The sequence below is a fragment of the Novimethylophilus sp. genome, from assembly GCF_036504375.1.
Classification (GTDB): domain Bacteria; phylum Pseudomonadota; class Gammaproteobacteria; order Burkholderiales; family Methylophilaceae; genus Novimethylophilus.
This window is the reverse complement of record NZ_DASXVH010000058.1, coordinates 1-23,830: the sequence shown is the minus strand read 5'-3', so window position 1 is coordinate 23,830 and position 23,830 is coordinate 1. Positions and strand designations below refer to the sequence as shown.

Here is a 23,830-nt window from a genome sequence, read left to right as displayed (position 1 = left end):
TGCGAATAATTTTCTGGGGGTGCTGGCTTCCCAGGTGGGGCGTGACGATGTGGCGGTTGAACTGCTGCAGAAAGCCATCCAGTCGCAGGCGCGCATCCCGGAATTCCACAATAACCTCGGGCTGGCGCTGCAGTCGCTGGGTAGAAAAGACGATGCCGAGGCGAGCTTCCGCCAGGCCATCCGACTGAACGGGAGGTTTCCCGAGGCCTGCAATAATTTGGGCACCCTGTTGCAGGAGAAGGGGCATTGGGAAGAAGCCTGCCAGTCTTTCGAACGGGCGCTTGCGCTCAAGCCGGATTACGCGGAAGCCGCTTTCAACGCCGGCAATGTCCATGCCCGGCAGGGCAAATACGAGGATGCCGTCAGGCGGTTCAAACAGGCCATCAAGCTGCGCCCGGATTATGCCAAGGCGCATTGCGGGCTGGGATCGGCTTTGCAGCGGCTATCTCAACCTGAATCGGCGGAGCAGGCTTTTCGCCGGGCGATCGAACTGCAACCGGGATTTGCCGAGGCGCACACCAATCTGGCTGTGTTTTTGCGGGAAACCGGAAGGCTGGACGACGCGGAGAGTGCCTACCGGAAGGCGCTGGAGCTCAATCCGCGCATGGCCGAAGCGAAAAATGGCCTGGGCGAGCTCTGCCAGTTGCTGGGCAAGCTGGAGCAGGCGGAATCGGCATTTCTTCAAGCCATCGCACTCAAGCCGGATTATGCGGAAGCGTACAACAACCTGGGCGTATTGCTGGCTGAGCGCGGCCGGCTGAAAGAAGCGCTGGAAAGTTATCGCAAGGCTCTGGCTATTCGGCCTGACTTCGTTTATGCACTGAACAACATGGGCATCATTTACGCCGAAACGGGGCGGCTGGAGGATGCCATGGAATGCTATCATCGGGCGCTGGAACAGGATCCGTCTTTCGGCATGGCCTACAGTAACCTCGGCAATATTTACCGTGAGTTGGGCCAGGTCGATCAGGCCCGAGCCAGCTACGAGCAAGCTCTGGCGATCAATCCGGACGGCGACGTCACCCGGAGCAATCTGGGCACGGTGCTGATGGTACAGGGAAAACTGGATGAGGCGAAAATGGCCTACCAGCGGGCGATGGCGATCAATCCGGCCAATGCAGTCACGCACAGCAACCTGATTTTTTCGATGGATTTCGATGCCCTGGCGACTACGATAGCCCAGCAGGCGGAGCGAAAGGCATGGAATGAGCGGTATGCGGCTCCCTTGCGGGGTAGCTGGCAGCCACACGGCAATGTTCGCGACCCGGATCGCCGGCTACGGATAGGCTATGTTTCTGCCGATTTCCGGCTGCATTCGGCCGCCTATGGTTTTGCTCCGCTGTTGCTTCTCTATGACCATGAAAATTTCGAGGTGTTTTGCTATTCAAATTCACCGCGCAAGGATCAGATGACGAAGCAGTTCGTCGAATCCGTGGATGCCTGGCGCGAGGTATACGGGATGGGCGACGATCAACTGGCCATGATGGTTCGGGAGGATAGAATCGATTTGCTGGTGGATCTTTCCGGCCACTCGTCCGGCAATCGCTTGCTGGCCTTTGCCATGAAACCGGCCCCAGTTCAGCTGTCTGGATGGGGGTATGGCAATGGAACCGGGCTTGAAGCGATGGATTACCTCATCAGTGATGCGGTGAGCATTCCCCTGGAGGAAGCACGGCACTACTCGGAGAAAGTCGTTTACCTGTCCTGCCTCATCAGTTATGCCTGCCCACAGGAAGCGCCTCCGATTGTTGAAAAGCCGGATGCAGACAAGGAAATCATCTTTGGCTGTTTCAATAAAAGCATCAAATGGTCTGAAGCTTCGTTTGATTTGTGGTCTGAAATCCTGAAGGAGCTGCCGGGCGCACGATTGTTGCTGAAGGCAAAGGGCATGGAGCAGGAGGGGCAGCGGGCCAGGGTGTTGGCTGAACTGAGCCAGCGGGGGATCGCTGGCGGGCGTGTGGAGCTGATGGGAGGAAGCAGCTGGTACGACCACATGGCGGCCCTTTCAAAAGTCGATATTTCCCTGGACCCGGTTCCATACAGCGGCGGCATCAGCACCTTCGAGTCTCTCTGGATGGGGGTGCCTGTGCTGGCGTTATGCGGGAAGGTCATGCCCGGCAGGAGCTCCGCATCGATCCTGGCAAGTTTGGGCTTGAGCGATTGGGTCGCCGCAACGGAGAGCGATTATATACGGCTGGCAGTAGACCAGGCGCGGAATCGGGGCAGTCTCACGAACCTGAGAAAAACATTGAGAGACACCCTGACACATTCTGCGTCCGGGAACCAAAAACTCTATATGCATCAGGTCGAGCAGCTGTACCGTAAATTATGGCTTGACTGGTGCCGGGCGGGGCTGGAAAAGGTAATGCTTTGATCGATGACGAAAGAGAGAGCGTGCGATGAGCGGCGGAGAAATGCCTGATAATTCATCTCTTGATCAGTCAATCCAGCTTGCTTTGCAGCATCATCAGGCAGGACGGATTGCCGAGGCGGAAACGCATTACCGCACTATTCTTGATGCCCACCCAGACCAGCCGGCCGTTTTGCATTTTCTGGGATTGCTGCATGCCGAACAGGGCAATTTTCCATCCGGGATCGCGTTGATGAAACGGTCCATCGCCATCTTTCCCGCAGCGGCTGAGTTTCATAATAACCTTGGTTCGGTCTATGAAAGCCAGGGGGACTTCAAGAAAGCGGAACAGTCATTTCAAAAAGCTCTGGAGCGCAACAAGCATTATCCGGAAGCCTGGAACAATCTGGGTAACGTGAAATTTCACTTTGGCAAGCGCGGCGAGGCGGAAAAATGCTATCTGCGAGCAATCGCCATCCGGCCGGACTATGCACGGGCGAGCCTTAATCTGGCCAAGATTTACTCCAGCGAGGGGCGGGTCGAAAATGCCATCGAATGCTATCGGAATCTGACTGACCAGTTTCCCGGCCTGCTGGTTGCCTGGCAGGAAATGGGAAAACTGTACGCCGATACCGACAGGCTGGAGGAGGCAATCGGCTGCTATCGCAAAGCGCTGGCTATCGCGCCTGAAAATGCCGAAATGTGGGATCGGCTGGGCGGTTTTTACTATCGCAACAAGATGATGTATCTGGCGGTGGAGAGCTTTTCCCAAGCCGTGAAATGGATGCCCGATCGTGCCGAGTACCACATCAACCTCGGTATCGGCTGGCTTGAACAAGAAGTGTGGGCCGAAGCCATTGCCAGCTTCGGGCGGGCTATCGTACTCAACGCCGATTCTTACGATGCTTACTGGAACCTTGGCCGGATCTGGATGATGCTCAGAAAGCATGCGGAAGCAATCACATGCTTCGAGAAAGCTGCAGCAATCTCGGCCAAGGCGGAAGCCTTCAATGAGCTTGGGAATGCCCGGCTGCATTATGCCATGGAGAACAGGCTGCCTCTGGCCGATGCTGCCGAGTGTTATCTCAAGGCCATCGGGATTTCACCGGATCAGGCGATCTTCCATTGCAATCTGGGGTATGTTTATATGCTGACAGGTGCGTTGGATTTGGCAACCCAAAGCTATTTCGATGCGCTGGATCTGGATCCTACAAACGAGCCGTTTTACGTCAGCGTGGGCCACCTCCTGCAGGTTCAAGGTCGGTTCGATGTTGCCATTGAAAAATTCAGGCAGATACTGGTAAAGCACCCGGATTACAAACTCCACAGCTATCTTATCTGGTATCTGGACCGCATGCCCGGCGTGAGCCTCGAGGCCATGCAGGCTGAACGCAAGGAATGGGACCGAGTGCATATTCAATCCAGGGGCTATGTTATCGCGCCCCATCAACATGATCGAAATCCTGACCGCCGGTTGCGGGTAGGGGTTGTTTCAGGTGAGTTTTATCATTGTTCGGCAACGTATTCTTTTTTGCCGTTCATTGAGTTTCATGACAGAACATTGTTCGAAGTGACCTGCTATTCCAATACCGAGCCGGCTTACCGGGACGGGACAACTCAACAAATCGTCGGCATGGCCGAACGCTGGCGGGATATTTACGGAGTACCCGATGCCGAGGTGGCCCAGATGATACGGGAGGACAATATAGATATATTGCTCGATATTTCCGCGCATTCCTGGACGACCACCCGCTTGCCGGTATTCGGACAGAAGCCGGCGCCGATTCAAGTGTCCGGCTGGGGATATGCTTCCGGAACGGGGATGAAGGCGATGGACTACCTGTTGAGCGACAAGGTGACCATACGGCCGGAAGAACGCCACCTGTTTGCTGAAGAAGTGGCGTATCTTCCGTGCGTGATAGGGTATTCTTGCCCGGACCATGCTCCGCCTGTCGGCATGCTGCCGGCCGATCGCAATGCCGGAATCGTTTTCGGCTGCCTGAATCATCCGGACAAGCTTTCCGACGAGGTTCTGGAACTCTGGGCCGAGCTGCTGCTGTCGAGGGCGGGATCGACCCTGCTGCTGAAGTACGGCGGCCTCGAAGGCGGGCCTCATAGGCAGCGTATCCAGTCGGCCTTCAAATCCCGCGGCATAGAACCGGAAAGGGTGATCTTTCAGGGCAAGACGCCGTGGTACGAGCATATGGATACCTATAACCATATCGACATCTGCCTGGACCCGTTTCCGTCCGGAGGCGGGGTGACGAGTTATGAGGCGCTCTGGATGGGATGCCCGGTTGTCACCTTGACCGGCGACACGCTGGTCAATCGCTCCACGGCCTCCATTCTTTCCGCACTGGATTTGCATGACTGGATTGCCGGCACTCGGGAGGGCTATCTGGCCGTCACCGACCGGCTTGCGGATGATCTCGTCAGCCTGCGCGCCATGAGGGCATCGTTACGACAGCGATTGCTGGACTCTGCCGTGAGCCACCTGAACTATGTCCGTGCTGCGGAGAAAATCTTTCGGGCGATGTGGATCAAATGGAGCGAAAAAAACGGGGACCGCAATGGCGCGTCACATGGCTGAGCTGAACAACCGTTTCCAACAGGCGTTCAGCGCCCACCAGGCCGGGCATGCGGAGGAAGCCGAGCGAAAATACCGCGAAATCCTCGCGGAAGCGCCTGACCATCCGTTCTCTCTGCATTTCATGGGGCTGCTGCTGGCGGACCGGCAGCAACTCCCGCATGCCCTGGAACTGATGCGCCGTTCTATCGAACTGTCTCCTGCCATCCCCGAGTTCCATAACAATATGGGGATCGTGTTGGAAAAGACGGGAGCGCATGAGGAGGCGCTGCAATGCTACACCGCGGCGATACGGGCGCACGCCGGTTTCTCCGATGCCTACTGCAATCGGGCGGATATCCTGGCGACGCTAGGCAGGCTCGACGAGGCGCTGGCGGATTACCGGCAGTCCATCGATATTGCGCCTAATCATGCCAAGCCATACTTCAACATGGCAGGTGTGTTTTGCGCCCAGGGACGGGTTGACAACGCCATCGAAATGTATCGTCAGGCAATTGCGCTCCGGCCGGATTATTTCCTCGCCTGCCGGGCCCTTGCCATTCTGCTGCAAAAAGCGGGCCGTCATGCCGAGGCTGCGGAAGCGTTCCGCCAGGCGATCCGTTTGCAGCCGGGCCATCCTGAGCTCCATCAATGCCTGGGGGCGACTCTGGACAAGCTGGGCGACCTGACCGGGGCTTTTCAGGCGTACCGCCAGCTGCTGCTGCTGGATCCCAGGTCGGGCAGCCTTATCCAATTCATCTATTACTCGCTGATCCCGCAACATATCGATTTTGCGATTAGCGCACTGCGTGAAACGCTCGAATTGTTGCCGGATCACCATGTTCTGCACAGCTTTCTGATCTGGCTGCTGGACCGGGCACCGGCAGTCGCTCTCGCCGAACAGCAGGAAGAACGGCGGCGCTGGGACTGGCAGCATGTGCGCTCGAAAGGCATCGCGCAGCTTCATCCCGGCAATGACCGGGACCCGGAGCGGAAGCTGCGGGTAGGCATCGTGTCCGGCGAATTTTATCAGTGCTCCACCGTGTACGGCTATGGGCCGTTCCTGTTTTACCGGAATCGTGCCTTGTTCGATGTGGTCTGTTATTCCAACAGCGAGACCGAGGACGGCATGACGCGCCGCATCCGCGAGGCGGCAACCCTCTGGCGGGATATCCGCGGAATCCCCGACGAGGAAGTGGTAAAAACCATCCGTCAGGACGGCATCGACATCCTGATCGACATTTCTTCCCATTCCTGGACGACTTCCCGGCTGCACGTTTTCGGATACAAGCCGGCTCCGATCCAGGCCACTGGTTGGGGCTATGCCGGCGGGTCCGGGCTTGGGGCGATGGATTACCTGCTCAACGATGCGGTGATCATCCCGGCTGGAGAGCGGGCGCATTACGTCGAAGAGATTGCCGATCTGTCGTGCGTCATCGGCTACCTTTCCCCCGATAACGCCCCGATGGTGGGGCCGTCTCCTTTCGAGAATAATGGGTTCGTGACATTCGGCTGCTTCAATCATATCCACAAACTATATAAGGATACCCTGTCGCTCTGGGCGGAAATCCTGAGCGCAGACCCCACAGCCAGGCTTGTGCTGAAATACCATGGCATGGATGGGCCGGAGAATCGCGACTACCTGGCCAGATTCTTTGCCGATCGCGGGATATCTCCAAGTCGCCTGACCCTCATGGGAGGGACGGACTGGCATACCCATATGGCAGCCTACAACATGGTTGACATCGCCCTCGATCCTTTTCCTTCCAGCGGCGGGGTGACGACGCTGGACGCCCTGTGGATGGGCGCCCCGGCCGTGACCCTCTATGAGAAAAGCATTATCAGCCGATCCTCGGCCTCGATCATGAGCGTTATCGGCCTCGAAGAACTGGTGGCGCACGATGAAAGGGAATACTGGACGATTGCGACCAGGCTGGCTCAAGACAGGCCAAGGCTGGCGCACCTGCGCCAGGGCATGAGAGAGCGGGTCGCCTCTTCTCCGATCGGAGCGGAAAACTATGCCAAGGAAGCGGAACGGTTATTTCGAAACATGTGGCGACGTTTTTGCAATGCCAACGATGCAGGCCGGAAATAGAGCGGGAGACGTATGGAATTCGATGAAGAGGTTTTTGATGGCGCCGTCTTGCTGGCACGAGGTCTCGTATACCAGAATGGCGTGATCCCGACCTACAACAAAACGGGCTATATGAGGAATTTCCTGTGTGAATTCAGCAGGAAATTCGTTTCCCAGGAATTGTCGCCCTCTGACCGGGTGCTCGAAGTGGGAAGCGGCATCGGTTCGGTGGTTTGCCATTTGCTGAAGAAAAGGATAGGGAATATCGTGGCGGTGGATACCGAACCCCGGCACCTCGAATTGATGAGCGAACTGCTTGCGCCGTATATGGAGGCTCACCCCGGCTCGATCGTGGAAAAACACTGCACGGCGCTCCCTGAACTGGCTGCATTGGAAAAAGGCGGATTTCGCTCCATTCTTTGCGCCCAAGTGCTGCATTACCTTGAACCGGAAAATTTCGAACGCTCCCTGGAGCGTCTGCGCCAGTTGCTGGTAGCGGGCGGAACCCTGTACCTGACCGTGGGCTCGCCCTACAACACGGTTTATCAGGGATTCATGGAGGAATATGAGCGCCGCAGAGAAGCCGGCGAGCGTTTCCCTGGCTTCATGGCCAACGTGAAAAAATATCATCCCAACGGCGCCAACAACAATCCCGGTTTTTCCCTGTTTTTTGATCCAGAACTGCTTGCCGAACGTGTCGGAGAAGCCGGTTTCCTGATTCAGGAAGCGTCTTATGTGGATGCCGCCCGCTATGGCCGCCGCCTGGCAGGGGTCGTGGCTAAAAAGGCGTAACGAAATACGGCGCCGGCGCTATATCACCCTGGCTGGCACGCCCACTGCCGTGCTATGGGGTGGGATGCTTTCCAGCACCACCGAGCCTGCCCCGATGATGGAACCTTCCCCGATTTCGATCCGGTTGATCAGGGTGGCGCCGGTATGGACATGGGCGCAGGTCCGCAGTGTAACGTTGCCCGCCGTGGTGACTCCAGGATCAACCTGACAGCATATCTCGAGCACATTGTGGTGATCCAGGCTCGCCCCGGTGTTGATGATCACACCTGACTGTATTTCCGCCTTGTAGCCGATAATGCTTCCGGCGTTGATCCATACGCCCGGAGCAATGATGGCCTCCGCCAGAACGAGCACGCTGGGATGAATGGCCGAAACCAGTTCGAAACCCTGTTCCTGGCAGATTTGAATCTGGCGTTTGCGGACGGAATTTTCCGGGGTCAGGGGCAACACCTTGCGGATGCCCATGCTTTTCAGCTTGTTCGCCCACTCCAGGGTGACGATGAACGGACGTCCCTTGAAAGTGCCTTCGACAGGAAACGACGTGCGCCGGGAGACGCGCCGTTGGTTTTCCGCCGCCACATCCACGGAAAAAGGCTCACCCGACTCATAGACAAAGCACGCGATCCTGTCGCCGCTGGTCTGCTCGAACCAGGTTTCCACCTGGCCGGCGGCCCCATCGTGATATCCCAGTATGGCAACCGGCTCCATGGTCTAGCGCTGCCCGGGAGAATGGTTTTCGAATTCGCGGAGCGCGGCGAGGACGCGGTCGATATTCGCGACAGGCTGAGCCGGGCCGCATGGCAGAAACACGCCTTGCTCGGAGAACTGCCGTGAATGGGGGTATTCCCCGGCATTGCCGAAATAAGCAGCAACGTGAAGGTCTGGATAGAACGGGCGAACATCGATATCGCGTAACTCCAGAAACCGGATAAGTTGTTCACGTTCGGCGCACAGCGCTTCCACGTAGATGGGAATTTCGCCTTGATCCGGATACACCGGGAGCAGGCGTACGCGGGAAAGCCCCGCCATGCCCAAGGCGTAGCGCGCATGAATCGCGGTGACAGAGGCGATGCGCTCATTTAGCCGATCCAGCTGGGCAAGGCCGATGGCGGCCTGGATGTCGGTGAAGCGGAAATTGAAGCCCGGCATGCTCCATTGGGCATGGATGACATCGTTGACGCCGTGCGTGCGGATGGACTTGAGCTTGCGGTAGAGATGTTCGTCGCGGGTGGCGACGAAACCGCCCTGACCCGTCGATATCAGTTTTGCCACCGAAAGTGAAAAGCAGCCCATGTCCGACCGGGTGCCCAGCATGCCATTGTGGTCGCGGGCGGCAAAGGCCTGGGCGGCATCCTCGATAACCGCAAGTCCATGGCGATGCGCCAGCGCATTGATCGCGTCCATGTCCACCGCGCGCCCGTTGAGATGCACGGGAATGATGGCTCTGGTCTTGGATGTGACCAGTTCTTCCAGGTGGGCGACATCCAGTATCGGCTTGTCCGCATGCACATCGGCAAATACCACTTTGGCGCCCAGCAGAAAAGGGGCGTGGGCCGTGGCAATCCATGTGCGATTGGGGACGATGACTTCATCGCCCCGTCCGACGCCAGCTGCCATCAGTGCCATCAGCAGCGACATGCTGCCGCTGGTGGTGGCAACTACGTAGGGTACGCCGAGAACGTCGGCAAGCGCCGACTCAAACCGGGCCGTGATTTCCCCCTGGCTGATATGTTCGTGGCTGATCGCATCGGTGACGCGGCGGATCTCTGCGTCGCCGAAATGCGTCCGCCACCAGGCGATTTTTTCCATTATTGTTGTGCCTTCCGGATATGCATGCACTATTGCTCAATACGAAAATCAGGCAAGGGTAATACAAACTTGCCGCCTTGGGCTTTGAATCCCGGATGCCTGGCCGTGATGGGTGCCGCATATCGCCAAGGAAAAAGAATCACATAGTCGGGATTCTTCTCGTAGAGCATTTCGGAAGGCAGGACGGGGATGTGGTTGCCGGGGCTGTGGAGGTTATGTTTTATGGGGTTGTCATCGACCAGAAACTGCAGCTTGTCGCCGAGCTCAAGCGCATAAATCAGGGTGGTAACCCCTACCGAGGCCCCATAGCCCGCCAGGGTCAGATGTTGCGTTTCACATTTTTTTGTCAGCGCGGAGAATCTTTCGCGCAGATGATCGAGCAACTGGATGAGCGGCTGATAGCTGGCGGGATTTTTCAGGCCGAAAGCTTCCTCTTGCGATAGAAATGCCTGAACGGTGCTCGATGGGGATGCGCCGTCTTTCAACCACCGCACAATGCCGCGGATGGAACCGCCTTTTGAAGCGCTGTGTTGAATTTCCACCAGTGCCAAACCGTGGCGCCTGAAAAACTTGTCCAGCGGAGCCACTGAAAAATAGCTCAGGTGCTCATGGTAAATATTGTCGATGACGCGATTGTTCACCAAATCCGGCCAATAACCCGTTTCGAATACGAATGCGCCGCCGGGTGCCAGCAGCATAGTTACGCCTGCGATAAAGCTGTCGAGGTCGTCGATATTGGCAAATACGTTATTGGCCGTAATGATTTGAGCTTGCCCATGTGCGGCGCAAATCGCCTGGGCCGTTGCAAGATCGAAAAATCTCGCCAAAGTGGGGATGCCGGAACGGGTCGCTTCTTCGGCGAGGCTGACTGCCGGGTCTACACCCAGCACCTGGCAGCCGCTGTCACGGAAGAACTTCAATAGCGTTCCGTCATTGCTGCCGATATCCACGACCAGCGCATCTGGCGGAGGTTGAATAGAATCGATGACGGCGGCGGCGTAACGGCGGAAATGCTCAGCAAGGCCAAGGGAAATCGAAGTGCGGTACAGATACTCCCCATAAAGGAATCCGGGATCTACCACATCCAGAAGCTGGGCCAGCCCGCAGTCGCGGCACAGATACACATCCATCGGAAAAACAGGCTGGGGCACGTCAAGCCTGATCTTGGGCACGAAGTGATCTCCTGCCGGCGTGGCGGGAAGGGGAAGGGCAAGCGACAGCTCGTCAGAGCCGCAAAGCCGGCAATCCTTGCGTCGATGGTGAAGAGGGAGGGTCATAGGGTTTTTCCTGGTGAGGTGAAGTCCCGGGTCAAGAAATGTTCAATGGCTTCACTATCGTTTTCCGCAGGCGCCCAGGGGGCGAACACCGTATCCTCGCGACGGAACGGGCCATTGGTGGTCTCATGAAAAAGGAAGACGTCCGTACGAATAATCAGGGTATGAAAAAACGAACTGTTGAGTCGGTAATAAAACGTCTTGCCCGTTGCCGGGAGCCCTATGGGAATGACGTGCCGCACCGTGCCGCCATCATCAAAAACGACAATATCGGCCTCGCCTTCGACCACATGGAGCGATTCGCTTTTTCCCGGATGCTTATGGGGGCGCACATAAGCGTTGCGGCAATGGAGGATCAGCATCTCATGCAGTGGGTCGCCAATGTCGGGATGCATGCAGATTCTGGCTCTCTGCCGGGCGGTCTGGCGCGCTATTCGTTTCAACGTGTCCACGTCGTCGCGATCGAGCGATACGGGATTGCCGGCGAAATAGAATATTTCTTCGTTGGCTGTGCCAATGAATTTGTTATTCGCCGGGATCATGCGCGAGCACCGTTGCCTATGGCCAGGTAATAATTTTTCCCGCCGGGAAAAAGAGAGTGCATGTGCGGAATCTGCGGCCCCAGTTTCTCGATAAGGCGGGCCTCTGCAATCGGATTGATCCCGAACAGGCATCGCTGGATATTATTTTGAACCATGGCCGATGAGAGGCGTATCGAAAGCTTGGACCCCGGCATGAGCAGGCCCTGCTTATGCGGGTCGTCATCCGCGACGAACTGGATGTGTTCCGAAACGCCGAATGTATTGACGAACGAGCAGGCCAGATGGCCCGCGCCGAACAGGGCGATTTTCTCGGCAGAATGGCGTTTGAAAAATGCTCTTGTTTGGTCGCGGTGAGCGGCAAAGGCTGCCCCATAGCGCCTGCCCCGGTTAAGTTCTGCGGTGACATCGACGGATGCGCCGGCTCGGGATTCGGCAACCCGGAAATGGCCGACCAGCGAATCCTCAAACGGGTAGCAATATCGTGCTATCGCCTCCATGGCCAATCCCTCGGCCCTGGCATAGGCCCGGAATGTTTGTTCGGTGAAATAAAGCGTGTGCTCTTCCCAGGGCATCATGTAATTCTGTTGTTCAAGCGATTTTTGGCAATCGGGGATTTCCAATATCAGGCGGCCGCCGGGAGCAACCAGAGCCTTGAGCGCGGCGATGAACGCTTGCGGATTCTCGGCGTGCTCCAGAATATGGCGGGCGATGACCACGTCTGCCTGCCCTTTACGGCTTGCGATGTCGTCGGCTCTGGCCTCGGTAAGCGCGTGCTGGAGCGTTTCTATGTTGCTGTTGGGATCATGGATGCCCAAGTCACGCGAGGGGTCGATGCGCCGGGTATGCGTGAAGCCCAGCCGCTCGAATCGCGCCAGCGTGGAATCGTCTTTGTAGCTCATGCCGAGGATCGTTGCGCGCGAAGTGATGCCCGGAAGGCGGACGATGTCTTCCACCATCCGATCAAGATGGCCTTCAGGCTCGTTGTATTTGATCCAGTCGAAGCGGGGAACCAGCGCCCCAACGGGTAATGGCTGTTTCAAGAATATCAGCCCGGTTTCCTGGCATTGAGCGAGCGCCAGCGGATAGGACTCCTGCGGTTCGTCGGCGGAGTGCAGAAAATGGCTGCATACCGGCTGCGGTCCGAAATCGAGCAAGATTTCATGGGCTTTTCCTGTGGGAGAGAACGTCATCACGCAGTCTCCTCAAGGGAAAAATCCGCGAGAAGGCGGGCGATGCCTTCATGCAGGGAAGTGAACGCTGCGCCAGGCAGCAGCTCCCGGAGCAGCCGGTTGCGGTAAGCCTGGTCGACGCGTGGTTTGCTGCGCGGTTTGGAGGTCACGGCCAGCGGAGCGTGCTGCGCCAGGCAATCCAGTATCTCGCGGAAGGAATGGCTGGTTCCGGTCGCGATGTTCACTACGCCTGCGTACCCGTGCAGCGCGAGCTCGCAGGCGATGCGGGCGGCATCGTCGATGAACACGAATTCGCGCAGTTCTTCGCCGCCTCCCCACAGGGTAATGTCTCCGTTGCTGTACAGCGCATTCCAGACGAAGCCGGTAGGGCCGTATCCCCTTGATTTATCGCCTGTGCCGTAGATGAGCGGGGCGCGCAGGATCAACAAGGAGGTGCGGGTATGCTCAAGCGTTTTTTTCAGCAATTCTTCAGCGCAATATTTGCCGACCCCGTAATAGGTGCTGGGATTGATGGCGGTGCTCTCGGTGATGTCGAGATTGCTGCTGCCCTCGCCATAAACCGAAGCGGAGCTGAAATAGACTACCCGCGCGGGCGGATGCTTTTCCAGCATGCGGCACAGGTTTTCTGTCACCCGCAGATTGGTGGAAAAAATGTCCAGGCTGTCGCCCAGCTGCTTTTTGACCGCGGCGCACAAGACGACGATGCTGTCGGTTGTCAGCCAGGGGGCAAGTCTTGCAGCTTCTTCCGCACGCGAGAGGTCGATGCGGGGCGGGGTCAAGACTTCCAGGTCGGGAAAAGCGTTGCGGAAGCATTCGACCAGGCTGCGGCCGATGAAGCCTGTATGGCCGATAACGACGACTTTCCGCTTATGGTCGGGACTGGATACCTCGGTCATGAATTTTTCTTTATCAATCTATAGACTTATTAACCGGCGAGTTCATTCGAAATAGATGAATTCGTAGTCGCCGCGATAGCCGGATTCGTGGAACAGCCAGACCCATTCCTCGGGCCGGAAAAAGCTTTCGCAAGTCAGCGCCCAGCATTGCAGGTTGAACAATTCGGCGTCGCTGCGGTATCCCTCCACCATGACATATTGGTGGTGTGCGACCCGGTCCATTTCGGTTAACGCAGCTTTGAGCCCATCGATGCGCAGGTTGTGCAGCGTGCCGAGGGAGATGGCGAGATCGAAGCGGCCATCTTCGAACGGAAACGTATCCTGCGCCCTGTGCAGGAACAGCCGGTCGCGCACCTCTTCCTTGGCGTTTTCGAGCGCGTATGCCGAAATGTCGAAACCCGTGATCTCGGTTTTGGGCAGCAATTTTTTCAGCTCATACAGCAGAAAAGCCTTGCCGCAGCCGACGTCGAGGATCCTGGCACCGTCCTTCAGCTTATAGGTTTCGATGAGGCTGCGCGCCACCGTTTCCCAGCGTCCGTCATAGCGGTATCCGCCGTAGCCGTATTTTCTGTCGCCGTCCCAGTAATCAAAATCGTATCGCTTGGCGACTTCCATGCAATGGATCTTGTCGTTGACCATGCGCGCCACATAATCGCGAGCGGTTTTTTTGTGCAGCGGGGTGACGATGTTCAGCAGTTTTCCCATGATGCTGTTTCCCGGCCGAGGGTTCAGACAAAGCTGCCGTGATCAGGGTCCAGCGACAACAGGTCCAGGATGGCGAGATTCTTGCCGTGGCTCACGCAGTGGTGGCCGCAGACCTTGGATGGGTCGAGGCTGAACAGGCGCTCGCGATTCTCATCCGAGAACCAGAACTCCTTGAACGAACGGTCGCGTATCGAGCCCAGCGTGCCGGCCTGGGTGTAGGCCTTGTCCTGGCAGGTATATACTATGCCGTCGGCGCCTATTACCGTCAGAAACATGAGGTAAGGGCAGGAGGTGTAGCTCTTGTCGAAGCGGTCTTCCAGTTCATGGTAATGGTTGATGACGTCGAACTTCCCGTCGGCCAGGGTTCTGGCCTGGGCGATCTGTGCGCTTGCACGCTCCATGATTCTGGCATGATAGGCATTGTTCTCCGTGCCGCTGTTGGCGATTACCACGCCCGAAAACTTGACGTGGTTGACGCCGGCGTCCTTGAGCAGCGCACAGGCTTCGTACAAATGGTCGCAATTATCTTCGTCGATAATAAAGCTGACCCCCAGCACGCATTTGGAACCGCGCGCGCTAAAGTCGCGGATGTTCTGCAGCAATCGGGTGAATTCCCCATGCTGGATCTTGCGCGCCTTGGCATAGCTCGCGTCGTCCCAGCCGTCGATGGAGATGCGTATCCAGGTGCCATGTTCGGCGAAAGCGTCGGCGACCTTGCCCTTGAGGTTGGCGCCATTGGTCAGCGAGGCGACACGTACGCCACCCTCGGCCAGGCGCTTGACCACTTCCGGCAGCGGTTTGTAAAGCAGAGGCTCGCCGCCGCCGGAGAAGGTGACCGCCTTGACGCCCATGGAAATCACGTCATCGACGATTTCGAACATCTTTGCTTCGGGCAGGCTGTCTTTCAGATCGATGTCCTCGCCCAGCTGCAGGTTGCTTACGCGATAGGCGCAGTACCAGCAGTCGTGGTTGCAGTGATTCATGGGCTTGATACGGATATGCACCGGTGCCGCAACCTTCTGATCGCGGAAGGCCTCGACATGGTCGGTATAACGAAGAAACTTGAGATTGCTGTAAAGCTTGGACATGATGAGATTCCTGATTTACGGCGTTACAGCGCCTTTGTCACGCGCTGGACGATGGCTGCGGCGGAAATGCCGTAATGTTCGCGCATTCCCTCCTGATTTTTGATCTCGTGTACGAAGCCGGGCTCGATCCCCAGGCAATGCAAGCGCCATCGGGCATCGCTCCTCGCATGCTCCAGCGCCAGCCGGGCGCCCAGACCGCTATCCGCGTAGTGCTCTTCCACGACGAATACCTGATCGATGCCGTCCAGCATCGCCTGCAGTTCGCGGGAAGGCAGCGGCTGCACCATGGGCAGGGAAATGATGCGGGGGAAGATGCTCCGTGCATTCAGCAACTCTTTGGCTTTCAATACTTCCGACACGACGGTGCCGTGAAACACGAGCGCCACCTTTTGCCCATCGGCAACAAGTTGCGGGTGGGTGACATCGAAGGCGCTGTCGGTATGGACGTCAGGCTCGCCGCGCTTGGCGAGGCGTACGAACATCGGCTGCTCGCTGGTGAGCGAATAGCGCGCCGCCAGCCTGGCCTCTATCGGATCCATCGGCGAGAACACCTGCAAATTCGGCAAGGTGCGCGCCAGCCCCAGGTCTTCTATCGAGTAATGGGTCATGCCCTGCATCGCATACGTCAGGCCGCAGCCTATGCCCACCAGCGTCACCGGCAATTTTTGGTAGCAGATGTCGTTCCTGACCTGCTCGTAGCAGCGGTACAGTACGAACGGCGTGATGTTGTAGACGTATACCTTGAAGCCGGCCATCGCCATGCCTGCGGCATGGCTGATCATGTTCTGTTCGGCGATGCCGAGGTTGAGAAAACGGTCTGCCTGCTGCTCCTTGAACTGGTCGAACACGCCCAGCCCGGCGTCGCCCGAGATGATGAATATGTCGTCGCGCCGCCGGCATTCGTCGATGATGGTATCGATAAACGAATTTCTCACTGCAGTTCCTCGAATGCGCGGGCCTTGTGCTCGTCGGTTACGATGTAGTAGTGCCAGATCAGCTGGTCTTCCATGAAGGACACGCCCTTGCCCTTGGTGGTGCGCGCGATCAGCGCCCTGGGCTTGCCTTGGGTATCTTCGCGCAGCGCCCGCCCGAGCGCTGCGTGGTCGTGCCCATCCACCTCTATTGCATGCCAGCCGAAGGCCTGCCATTTTTCTTTCAGCGGGGTAAAGCTGCACAGTTCGTTGGGACGGCCGTAGCCTTGCAGATTGTTGTAGTCGACAATGACCGTGAAATTGTCCAGGCCCAGCGTGGGTGCGAACAGCGCGCCTTCCCAGATCGAGCCCTCCTGGGTCTCGCCGTCGCCGACGACAACGAACACCTTGCGGCCGTTGTCCTGCTTCTTGAACGCATAGGCCAGTCCCAGTCCCATATTGAAGCCGTGCCCCAGCGACCCTGCGGAAATTTCCACGCCTTTGGCGGAAAAGCGGTCCAGGTGGGCCGGCAGATCGCCTTCGTTGCGGCAGTATCCTTGCAACAATGCGCGGTCCAGGATGCCGCTCTCTGCCAGCGTCGCATACAGCGACATCGCCGCGTGCGCCTTGCTGAGAATGAAAATGTCGCGGCGCTCCCAATCCTGCAGGCGCAGCACATCGAAATACAGCACCGTCAGGATGTCGGCGCACGACAGCGCGGAGCCGACATGCGGTCCCTTGCAGCCGTGCGCCAGTTCCACGATGGTGCGGCGGACGGCGTTGGAAATATTTTTCAGTTCGGACATGCTGCGGGCCTAGATGAAATTGGCATGAGGCACCAGGTTCTGATCGATGCGGTATAAATAACGGTTGACTTCGTCCATCCGGCAGTTGAGTCGGCATTCCTTGATGTCGAGTTCGTTGCGGACGAAATTGAAGCTTTCGCGGCGTTTCTCGCTCTGCCAGATATCCTTGAATGAGTTCCGATTGATGTTGCCGTATTCAAAACGCTCGTCCAGCAGATAGGCGCTGCACCCATACACGGCGCCATTGGCCATCATGTAGGCCCAGACGAAAGGCGTGGCATAGCAGCGCGGATAGCGTGCCGATTCCTTGGATATGGTTTTCTGCATGGTATTGCTGCGGAATACTACCTGGAAGCTGTCGGTGTTGTACGCGGCCAGTTTTTCTCCCAGAGGCAACAATCCGCTGTAATCCACTTCGTTGTAGGCTCGGGTTTCGCTGAAAAGATGTTGGGAGTATGGCTTGATCACGAGATAATCGAGCCCGATCTCGTCGCGGCAAATGCGCGCCAGGGCTTCCATTTCATCCATGTTTTCCGGCAGCAGCAGCGATTGCATGCCTATCGCGCAGCCCAGGTTTTGGGATTTTTTCAGTTCCACCGTGCGTTTCAGATTGTTGATCACGCGGTCGAAATCGGCTGCCTTGGTACGGTGAATTCTGGCGTAGCTTGCCGCGGTGCCGGCATTGAACGACACCTTGATCCAGGAGATATGCGGCAGCGTCTGCAGGAAGCGTTCGTTCATCGCCACGCCGTTGGTGGTGAAGGCGACATCAATGCCGGCCTGTTTGGTGGCGACCACGATCTCGTCGATTTTCTTGTGCAGCAGGGGTTCGCCTTCGCCCGCATACATCACGCTTTTTACGCCCAGTGCGCCCATTTCGGCCAGGCGTCTCTTGAGCAGATCCGTGTCCAGCATCACCGATTGATATCCGATGTAATCCACCGCGCAAAACGTGCAGCGGTGGTTGCAGGCGCCTACCGGCGAGATTTCTATATAGATCGGGTAAACCTCTTTTGCCTTTTCCCAGTCGTTGCCCACTTGCAGCAACTGGGCGGTGCGAATGGGGTGATACATGAGCTTATGGCTGTCGATGCCATAGGTGTCAGACATAGGATGTTTCCGGATTGAGGCTCAAAAGTTTTTTTACGGCGGCAATGACGCGATCTTGAGAGATATGCGCCATGCACAATCCGTCCGGATTATGGCAGGAAGCGGCAATGCAAGGAATGCAGCTCCAGTTCACGTTGGGCGTGAGCTTGATCAGATGATCGCAGTCGTCTACTTCGGTGGATTTGGTCGGACCAAACATGGCGACGACCTTCTTGCCCAGTGCCAGGGCGATATGCAGGCCCAGCGAATCGTTGGTGATAATCATGCGGCAGCTGTTGATCCATTCAATGTAGCTTTCGATATTGTCCATGCCCTGCTGCCAGGATATCGAATGTTCGCCCGCCAGTGCGTCGTGCAATTGCTGCCAGTTGGGGTCTGGCCAGCGTTTGATCGGAAATTTACCGCCTACCTGGTGGTTGAGGCCGATATCGTATATTTCCTGCGATTTCGGCTGGTGGCCCAGGATGTAAGGCTCGTTGCGGTATTGCTTGCCTATCATCTCGTACAGCATCGTGGACCAGCTTTTCGACTGTTGGCGCTTGAAGCTGATGTCCTTGCTCATCGACAGCGCATGGTCCGAATTGTCGTACGCATGGGCGGCATGGGTGACGTGATCGAAACGGAAGCCGTAGCGCCGCCAGGCGGAAATCTTGTCCACCATGGCGCAGATGCCGGGATCTTTTTCGAAGTTCACCACCACATCGAACCACTCGCTCATCAGATGGAAGGGCGTAAACGGATTGACCGTCAGGATGCGATGAATATAGGGGTTGCCCTTCAGCAGGTCGGCGCCCTTGGCATCCACCAGCCAGGTCACCTCGTATTTTTCCGGCGGAAAGTCGTGCAGCACCACGGTGGCCCGCAGGATGTCGCCCAGGCTGACGATGCCGCTGGTGTCCGGGTCCAGGGTTTCGCTGTAGCCCATCTTCAGGATCAGCACGCGATGCTTGCGGTCGTCCAGAGGCGGCAACGGTGGAGTAGGAAACATCATGCCTGCAGGTACTTCCGTTGATGGGGCAGGATTTCGGGATGGTCTAGCAGTTTCTGCGGCATTGCGATATTGCGAACCTCCACCGAGGTGTGAGCGATACTCATATCGTCCAGGCTCTGGAAGCGGTTGTTTTTGACCTTGGTATCGCAGCCGATGCAGCGCCCGTAAAAATGGCAGCTGCGGAACTGACGCAGGCTGTCCATCGTGAATTCCGGATCCAGCATATGCCCGATAGGCTTGATGGCCTGTCCGGCAAAGAACTGAGCGAAATTTTCCTGATAGCTATAGTTTATTGCTTTCAAAGCAGGGAATTCTCTGGCGGCCGTACCGGCTTTCCAGGCCTCGTACAGGTAGAAATGGCAACCCCATACAAAGCCCAGAGGATCCATCAGCAACTCGCTGGTGCGGCATTCGCAGCTCAGCGTGTGCGGATGGATGCCCGCCGCCGTCAGGTGAGTAGAAAACGGGTATAGATAGGCGCCATGCAAATGGCCGTTGTAGAGGCCAAGGAACTCCTTGGTTTCGAACGGCACCCGATTCTCATAAACCGTTTTCATCTGGGAAGTGAGCACATTCTCCGGGTGGGCTACCATATAAATGCCGACATCGCTTTCGGCCTTGACCGGCGAAACCTTGAACCCGTATTCGGCGAGTGCCTCGCAACGTTCCACCAGTTCTTCGAAACCGCGGCCTTTCCAGGCCCGGTCCATCTCGTCCCGGTGATAGCTGACGCGGATCGAAGGATAGGGAGCCTGGCGTTGCAGTTTGGCTTGCTGCCCGTTGAGTATGCTGGCAAATTTTTCGGGTTTGAGCGCGAAGTTGGTGAGCAGGTCGAAGTAATGGGGCAGCGGCGCCATGATCTCGCCCAGTCCCCGGCTACCCCAGTAAATCATCGGTTCCCCGCCCTGCAAGGTGATGGGGAGATCGGCGGAGAAAGGGATGCGGGCCAAGGCCCGGACCCAGGCTTCTGGCGGCAAGGCGGTCTGCGGATTGTTAAATAGTTCCCGGCGCTGGCCCGACTGTTCGGGGTCATTGATGCAATAGCTGCAGTTGAGGTTACAGTCCAGTGTCAGAAAGACCGCGATATAGTTCAGCTCGGCTGGCAACGCGAGCGATGGAAGATCGGTCTGGGGATGAATCTCTTGCTGTCTGAACGTATTCATTGTCAGTTTAAAACCAAAGTGCCGAGCCGCCTGTTTTGAATTATAGTATCGCCAACCTCAAGGCCAGTAATGCTGCGGACGCGGTGCGGCAGATGCAATGCGGCATTCACAATGTTGAGTAGGATACCGGAGAATTTTAGATGGCGGAAAATAAAAAAATCGTTTTGCATGTCGGGTGCGGTCCGGTCAATGAGCTGACTTTTCACCCGCATTTCAAAAACGAGGCATGGCAGGAAATTCGACTGGATCTCGATCCCGATGTGCATCCCGATATTGTCGCGTCGCTGACCGATATGCGGGCCGTTCCCGCCGGTTCCGTGGATGCGGTGTGGTCCAGCCATAATGTTGAACATCTTTTTCCTCATCAGGTGCCCACCGCGCTTCGTGAGTTCATGCGGGTGCTCAAGCCGGAAGGCTTTGTCTTGGTCACCGTCCCCGACCTCCAGGCCGTAGCCGCTCTGGTGGCGGCGGATAAGCTTGACGATGTGGCCTACCATTCTCCGGCGGGGCCGATTGCCCCACATGACATTATCTTTGGATTGCGCGCCGAAACCGCAGGCGGCAATGATTTCATGTGTCATCGCACCGGTTTCACCGCGAAAACGCTGTATTGGGCTTTGGTATCGGCAGGATTTGCGGAAGTTTTAGTGCAGCGCGACGGATTTTCGCTCTGGGCTACCGCTTACAAGCAGCGCCCCAAGGAGCCCAAAGCCCTGGCTGGGGTTGATGTCGATGTCTACAGGCCATCGCAAGCCGACCAGGTATCGACTTACTACCATGTATGGCAAGAGCAGCATCGGTCAACGGTCGAACAAAAGATTCTAAGCGAGCGGCGCATCGCTGCCTGGCCATTCGCGCCTCGCGCCCATTTGGCGATACTGGCGACCAAGCAGGATGATCAGTTGCTGGCCGCTACTATCGGTTCTCTGGCAAGGCAATATCATATGCCGGCTCGAATTACCGTGGTAGCCACATTCGAGCCTGCGGCCGAGTGGCAAAATAACGAGCGCTTGTGCTGGCATGTGGCCCGTGGAGACTTGTTGCAGGAAGCCAATCGGGTGCTGCTCGAGTTTGACGCCGACTGGGTTGGCTACGCTGATGCCGGCGACCAGTTCGCGCCCCATGCGCTTTTCTCTCTTGCCGAAGCCAGCCTATCCCACCCTGCTTGGCAAGTGATCTATTCGGATGAAGATCGCATCAACAATGTCGGCATGCGCGAACTTCCGCATTTCAAGCCGGATTTCAACCCGGCATTGTTGCGGAGCTATCCTTACATAGGCGGCCTGATGCTGCTCGAGGCGAAGCTGTTCAGGCAGCTGGAAGGTTTTGATGCCGAATTCACCGGCGTGGAAGAGCACGATCTCGTGCTTCGCGCTTATGAGCGGGTCGGTGCCGCAGCTTTCGGCCACGTTGCCGACGTGCTTTATCACCGCTTGACCGATGGCGGGCATTGCAACCTCCCGGTTTCCGAGTTGATAGAGCGCGGACGCGCAGCTGTTGCTACGCACCTAAAGCGGCTGGGCATATCTGCTGAAGTGACGCATGGCATATTTCCGGCCAGCTATCGTGTACGTATCAAGGCTGCCGGAGAGATTTCGGTTTCGGTGCTGATCGTTGCCGACGCCGGTCTGGCGCATCTCCAGCGTTGCGTGGAGAGCGTGCTCGATCAAACGTCCTGGGCTAATTACGAGATGGTGGTGCTTGCTGATGCAGGTGCGGCGGACGATGTGCGAAATTATGTCGCTGCGCTAGGTAATCTTGGCGAACCGCGTATTCGTGCGCTTCTGGTAACCGAAGACTTGGGGTGGGCCGAGTCGCGCAACCGGCTTGCGGCCGAAGCTTTGGGTGAATATGTCGTCTTCTTGCAGGCTGAGTGCGCCGTATTGCAGGCGGATTGGATCGAGGAGCTGTTGGGAAGGGCTGCCCAGCCGGGAGTGGTCGCAGTCGGGCCGCGCCTGCTGCGACCGGATGGCAAGGTTTCCGGTGCCGGCGCAATATTGGGGTTATACAACCAGCCTGTTGCCTCGCTGTTTGTCAACGCGGCTCTCGATTATCCCAGCTACTACGGACGTGCCTTGCTGGATCAGAATTTCTCCGCTTTAACAGGGGCTTGCCTGATGCTTCATCATGCCGATTTCCGCTCGGCCGGTGGCTTCGGCGCTGCTTTCAGCGATGATTTGGCCGCGGCCGATCTTTGCCTGCGGTTGACTAGGAATGGGGATCGGGTCGAGTGGACGCCGTTCGTGAATGTGCTTTACGCCGGAGACGATAAAAAATCTGATACTGCGCGATGGGGCGAGTTTTATGCCCGCTGGCTGCCGAAGTTGGCGCTGGACTCCGCTTACAATCCCAACCTTAGCTTGAGATCTGAGTTTGCGGTAGAGCCGCTGGCGCCGTTGACATTCGATCCATATCCCTGGAAGCCGATTCCTCGCATATTGGTAAATCCTGCGGACGATACCGGCAGTGGCGAATACCGGATTTCAGCGCCTGCCCGTGCGCTGAATCAGGGCTTGATGGCACAGATGATGACCAGCCGGTCGACCATGTCGCCGCCTGAGATGGAACGCGTGGCACCCGATGTTCTCGTGTTGCAGCGCCAGGTATACGAGCATCAGGTTGAAGCGATCCGGCGCTATAAAAAATACAGCCGCGCTTTTCTGGTTTTCGAGCTGGACGACCTCATTACCGATCTGCCGCAGAAAAGCGCGTTGCGGCCCTACATGCCGGCCGATGTCGGGCTGCGGCTGGCCGAGGCGCTCAAACTGTGCGACCGTTTCGTCGTTTCCACCGCGGCGCTGGCGGAAATTTATGGGCATCTGCATTCCGATATTCGCGTGGTGCCCAATTATCTGGAAACTGCTCGTTGGCAAGGCCTCCTGCCCAGTCGTGGGGCAGGCCGCAAGCCGCGCGTGGGGTGGGCTGGAGGCAACAGCCATACCGGCGATCTGGAAATAATTATAGAAGTCGTCAAGACATTGGCCGATGAGGTCGAGTGGGTGTTCTTCGGCATGTGTATCGAGGAGATCCAGCCTTACGCGCACGAGGTCCATGCCGGGGTCGAGCTCGACCAGTATCCCGCCAAGCTCGCCAGTCTCAATCTCGATCTGGCGTTGGCGCCCTTGGAGCTGCATCCCTTCAACGAGTGCAAAAGCCATTTGAAGCTGCTGGAATATGGCGTGCTAGGGTATCCGGTGATTGCCACGGATATTCGCCCGTATCAGGGAGATTACCCTGTCACCTTGGTGCGGAACACTACGCAGGAATGGATTGAGGCCATACGCGAGCATGTCGTTTCTCCCGAACTGCGCGTCCGGCATGGCGATGCATTGAGGAAATATGTGATGTCCAGCTGGATGCTGGAGGATAATCTGGAAGCGTGGCTCAAGGCTTGGCTCCCGTAATTAATTTTAAAAATGTCCCTAAAGTTTTCTTTGGGTATGCCGAAAAATGTTCAGGAAGTAATGGCGCAGGGTTTTTCTTGCTGTCCGCCTGCGCGACTTTAGAAGTGGTTTGAACCCGGTTTACTCAAGGAGACTATAATGGCATCAACCATCAATACC

19 protein-coding genes and 1 pseudogene are annotated in these 23,830 nt (G+C 57.2%); 6 read left to right on the top strand and 14 right to left on the bottom strand.

Annotation, left to right across the window (positions count from 1 at the left end; translation table 11 throughout):
* Positions 1 to 2,374 (top strand): tetratricopeptide repeat protein (locus tag VGK14_RS09265; protein ID WP_331508765.1); only part of this gene is annotated, 2,374 nt, incomplete at its 5' end.
* 67 nt (positions 2,375 to 2,441) lie between these two features.
* Here the strand turns inward: VGK14_RS09265 and VGK14_RS09260 are convergent.
* The gene (locus VGK14_RS09260) at positions 2,442 to 2,567 is read right to left on the bottom strand and encodes a hypothetical protein (protein ID WP_331508767.1); all 126 of its coding nucleotides are present in this window, start codon (positions 2,565 to 2,567) and stop codon (positions 2,442 to 2,444) included.
* On the opposite strand from VGK14_RS09260, the gene VGK14_RS09255 reads away from it, so the two are divergent.
* Genes VGK14_RS09255 through VGK14_RS09245 form a run of 3 tightly spaced genes read left to right on the top strand, consistent with a single transcriptional unit; the run spans position 2,511 to position 7,782 of the window.
* Positions 2,511 to 4,940, top strand: a complete 2,430-nt coding sequence (locus tag VGK14_RS09255) for a tetratricopeptide repeat protein (protein WP_414691713.1) — start codon at positions 2,511 to 2,513, stop codon at positions 4,938 to 4,940. The two genes, VGK14_RS09260 and VGK14_RS09255, sit on opposite strands and share 57 nt — an antisense overlap.
* Complete coding sequence (locus VGK14_RS09250) at positions 4,933 to 7,011, top strand: tetratricopeptide repeat protein (protein WP_331508762.1); 2,079 nt, start codon at positions 4,933 to 4,935, stop codon at positions 7,009 to 7,011. Before VGK14_RS09255 ends, VGK14_RS09250 begins: the two co-directional genes overlap by 8 nt.
* Positions 7,012 to 7,023: 12 nt before the next feature.
* Entirely contained in the window at positions 7,024 to 7,782 is a 759-nt protein-coding gene (locus VGK14_RS09245; protein ID WP_331508761.1) for a class I SAM-dependent methyltransferase, read from the top strand.
* Between the two features lie 18 nt (positions 7,783 to 7,800).
* Here the strand turns inward: VGK14_RS09245 and VGK14_RS09240 are convergent, their stop codons facing one another.
* The 13 genes from VGK14_RS09240 to VGK14_RS09180 are packed head-to-tail and all read right to left on the bottom strand — an operon-like array spanning position 7,801 to position 20,267.
* The gene (locus VGK14_RS09240) at positions 7,801 to 8,490 is read right to left on the bottom strand and encodes an acetyltransferase (protein ID WP_331508760.1); all 690 of its coding nucleotides are present in this window, start codon (positions 8,488 to 8,490) and stop codon (positions 7,801 to 7,803) included.
* A 3-nt stretch (positions 8,491 to 8,493) separates the two neighbouring features.
* On the bottom strand, positions 8,494 to 9,591 hold the full coding sequence (locus tag VGK14_RS09235; RefSeq protein ID WP_331508759.1) for a DegT/DnrJ/EryC1/StrS family aminotransferase: 1,098 nt from the start codon (positions 9,589 to 9,591) through the stop codon (positions 8,494 to 8,496).
* Positions 9,592 to 9,620: 29 nt separating this feature from the next.
* Positions 9,621 to 10,868: a class I SAM-dependent methyltransferase gene (locus tag VGK14_RS09230; RefSeq protein ID WP_331508758.1), complete on the bottom strand. Its 1,248-nt coding sequence runs from the start codon at positions 10,866 to 10,868 to the stop codon at positions 9,621 to 9,623.
* Positions 10,865 to 11,407 carry a WbuC family cupin fold metalloprotein gene (locus VGK14_RS09225; protein ID WP_331508757.1) on the bottom strand — a complete coding sequence of 181 codons (543 nt, stop codon included), beginning with the start codon at positions 11,405 to 11,407 and terminating at the stop codon, positions 10,865 to 10,867. Before VGK14_RS09225 ends, VGK14_RS09230 begins: the two co-directional genes overlap by 4 nt.
* The gene (locus VGK14_RS09220; protein WP_331508756.1) at positions 11,404 to 12,597 is read right to left on the bottom strand and encodes a methyltransferase domain-containing protein; all 1,194 of its coding nucleotides are present in this window, start codon (positions 12,595 to 12,597) and stop codon (positions 11,404 to 11,406) included. Before VGK14_RS09220 ends, VGK14_RS09225 begins: the two co-directional genes overlap by 4 nt.
* Positions 12,597 to 13,493 carry an NAD(P)-dependent oxidoreductase gene (locus tag VGK14_RS09215; protein ID WP_331508755.1) on the bottom strand — a complete coding sequence of 299 codons (897 nt, stop codon included), beginning with the start codon at positions 13,491 to 13,493 and terminating at the stop codon, positions 12,597 to 12,599. Before VGK14_RS09215 ends, VGK14_RS09220 begins: the two co-directional genes overlap by 1 nt.
* A 42-nt stretch (positions 13,494 to 13,535) precedes the next feature.
* The gene (locus VGK14_RS09210; protein WP_331508753.1) at positions 13,536 to 14,198 is read right to left on the bottom strand and encodes a class I SAM-dependent methyltransferase; all 663 of its coding nucleotides are present in this window, start codon (positions 14,196 to 14,198) and stop codon (positions 13,536 to 13,538) included.
* 23 nt (positions 14,199 to 14,221) lie between these two features.
* Positions 14,222 to 15,286 carry a radical SAM protein gene (locus VGK14_RS09205; protein WP_331508751.1) on the bottom strand — a complete coding sequence of 355 codons (1,065 nt, stop codon included), beginning with the start codon at positions 15,284 to 15,286 and terminating at the stop codon, positions 14,222 to 14,224.
* A 23-nt stretch (positions 15,287 to 15,309) separates the two neighbouring features.
* On the bottom strand, positions 15,310 to 16,221 hold the full coding sequence (locus VGK14_RS09200; protein ID WP_331508750.1) for a transketolase family protein: 912 nt from the start codon (positions 16,219 to 16,221) through the stop codon (positions 15,310 to 15,312).
* Complete coding sequence (locus VGK14_RS09195) at positions 16,218 to 17,003, bottom strand: transketolase (protein ID WP_331508749.1); 786 nt, start codon at positions 17,001 to 17,003, stop codon at positions 16,218 to 16,220. Before VGK14_RS09195 ends, VGK14_RS09200 begins: the two co-directional genes overlap by 4 nt.
* A gap of 9 nt (positions 17,004 to 17,012) precedes the next feature.
* On the bottom strand, positions 17,013 to 18,113 hold the full coding sequence (locus VGK14_RS09190) for a radical SAM protein (RefSeq protein WP_331508748.1): 1,101 nt from the start codon (positions 18,111 to 18,113) through the stop codon (positions 17,013 to 17,015).
* Complete coding sequence (locus tag VGK14_RS09185; RefSeq protein WP_331508747.1) at positions 18,106 to 19,104, bottom strand: glycosyltransferase family 9 protein; 999 nt, start codon at positions 19,102 to 19,104, stop codon at positions 18,106 to 18,108. Before VGK14_RS09185 ends, VGK14_RS09190 begins: the two co-directional genes overlap by 8 nt.
* On the bottom strand, positions 19,101 to 20,267 hold the full coding sequence (locus tag VGK14_RS09180; RefSeq protein WP_331508746.1) for a radical SAM protein: 1,167 nt from the start codon (positions 20,265 to 20,267) through the stop codon (positions 19,101 to 19,103). Before VGK14_RS09180 ends, VGK14_RS09185 begins: the two co-directional genes overlap by 4 nt.
* A 140-nt stretch (positions 20,268 to 20,407) precedes the next feature.
* On the opposite strand from VGK14_RS09180, the pseudogene VGK14_RS14650 reads away from it, so the two are divergent.
* Positions 20,408 to 20,632: pseudogene (locus VGK14_RS14650) on the top strand (methyltransferase type 11); the annotation flags it as partial.
* Between the two features lie 207 nt (positions 20,633 to 20,839).
* Positions 20,840 to 23,671, top strand: a complete 2,832-nt coding sequence (locus VGK14_RS09170) for a glycosyltransferase (protein ID WP_331508744.1) — start codon at positions 20,840 to 20,842, stop codon at positions 23,669 to 23,671.
* The last annotated feature ends 159 nt before the right edge of the window (positions 23,672 to 23,830 follow it).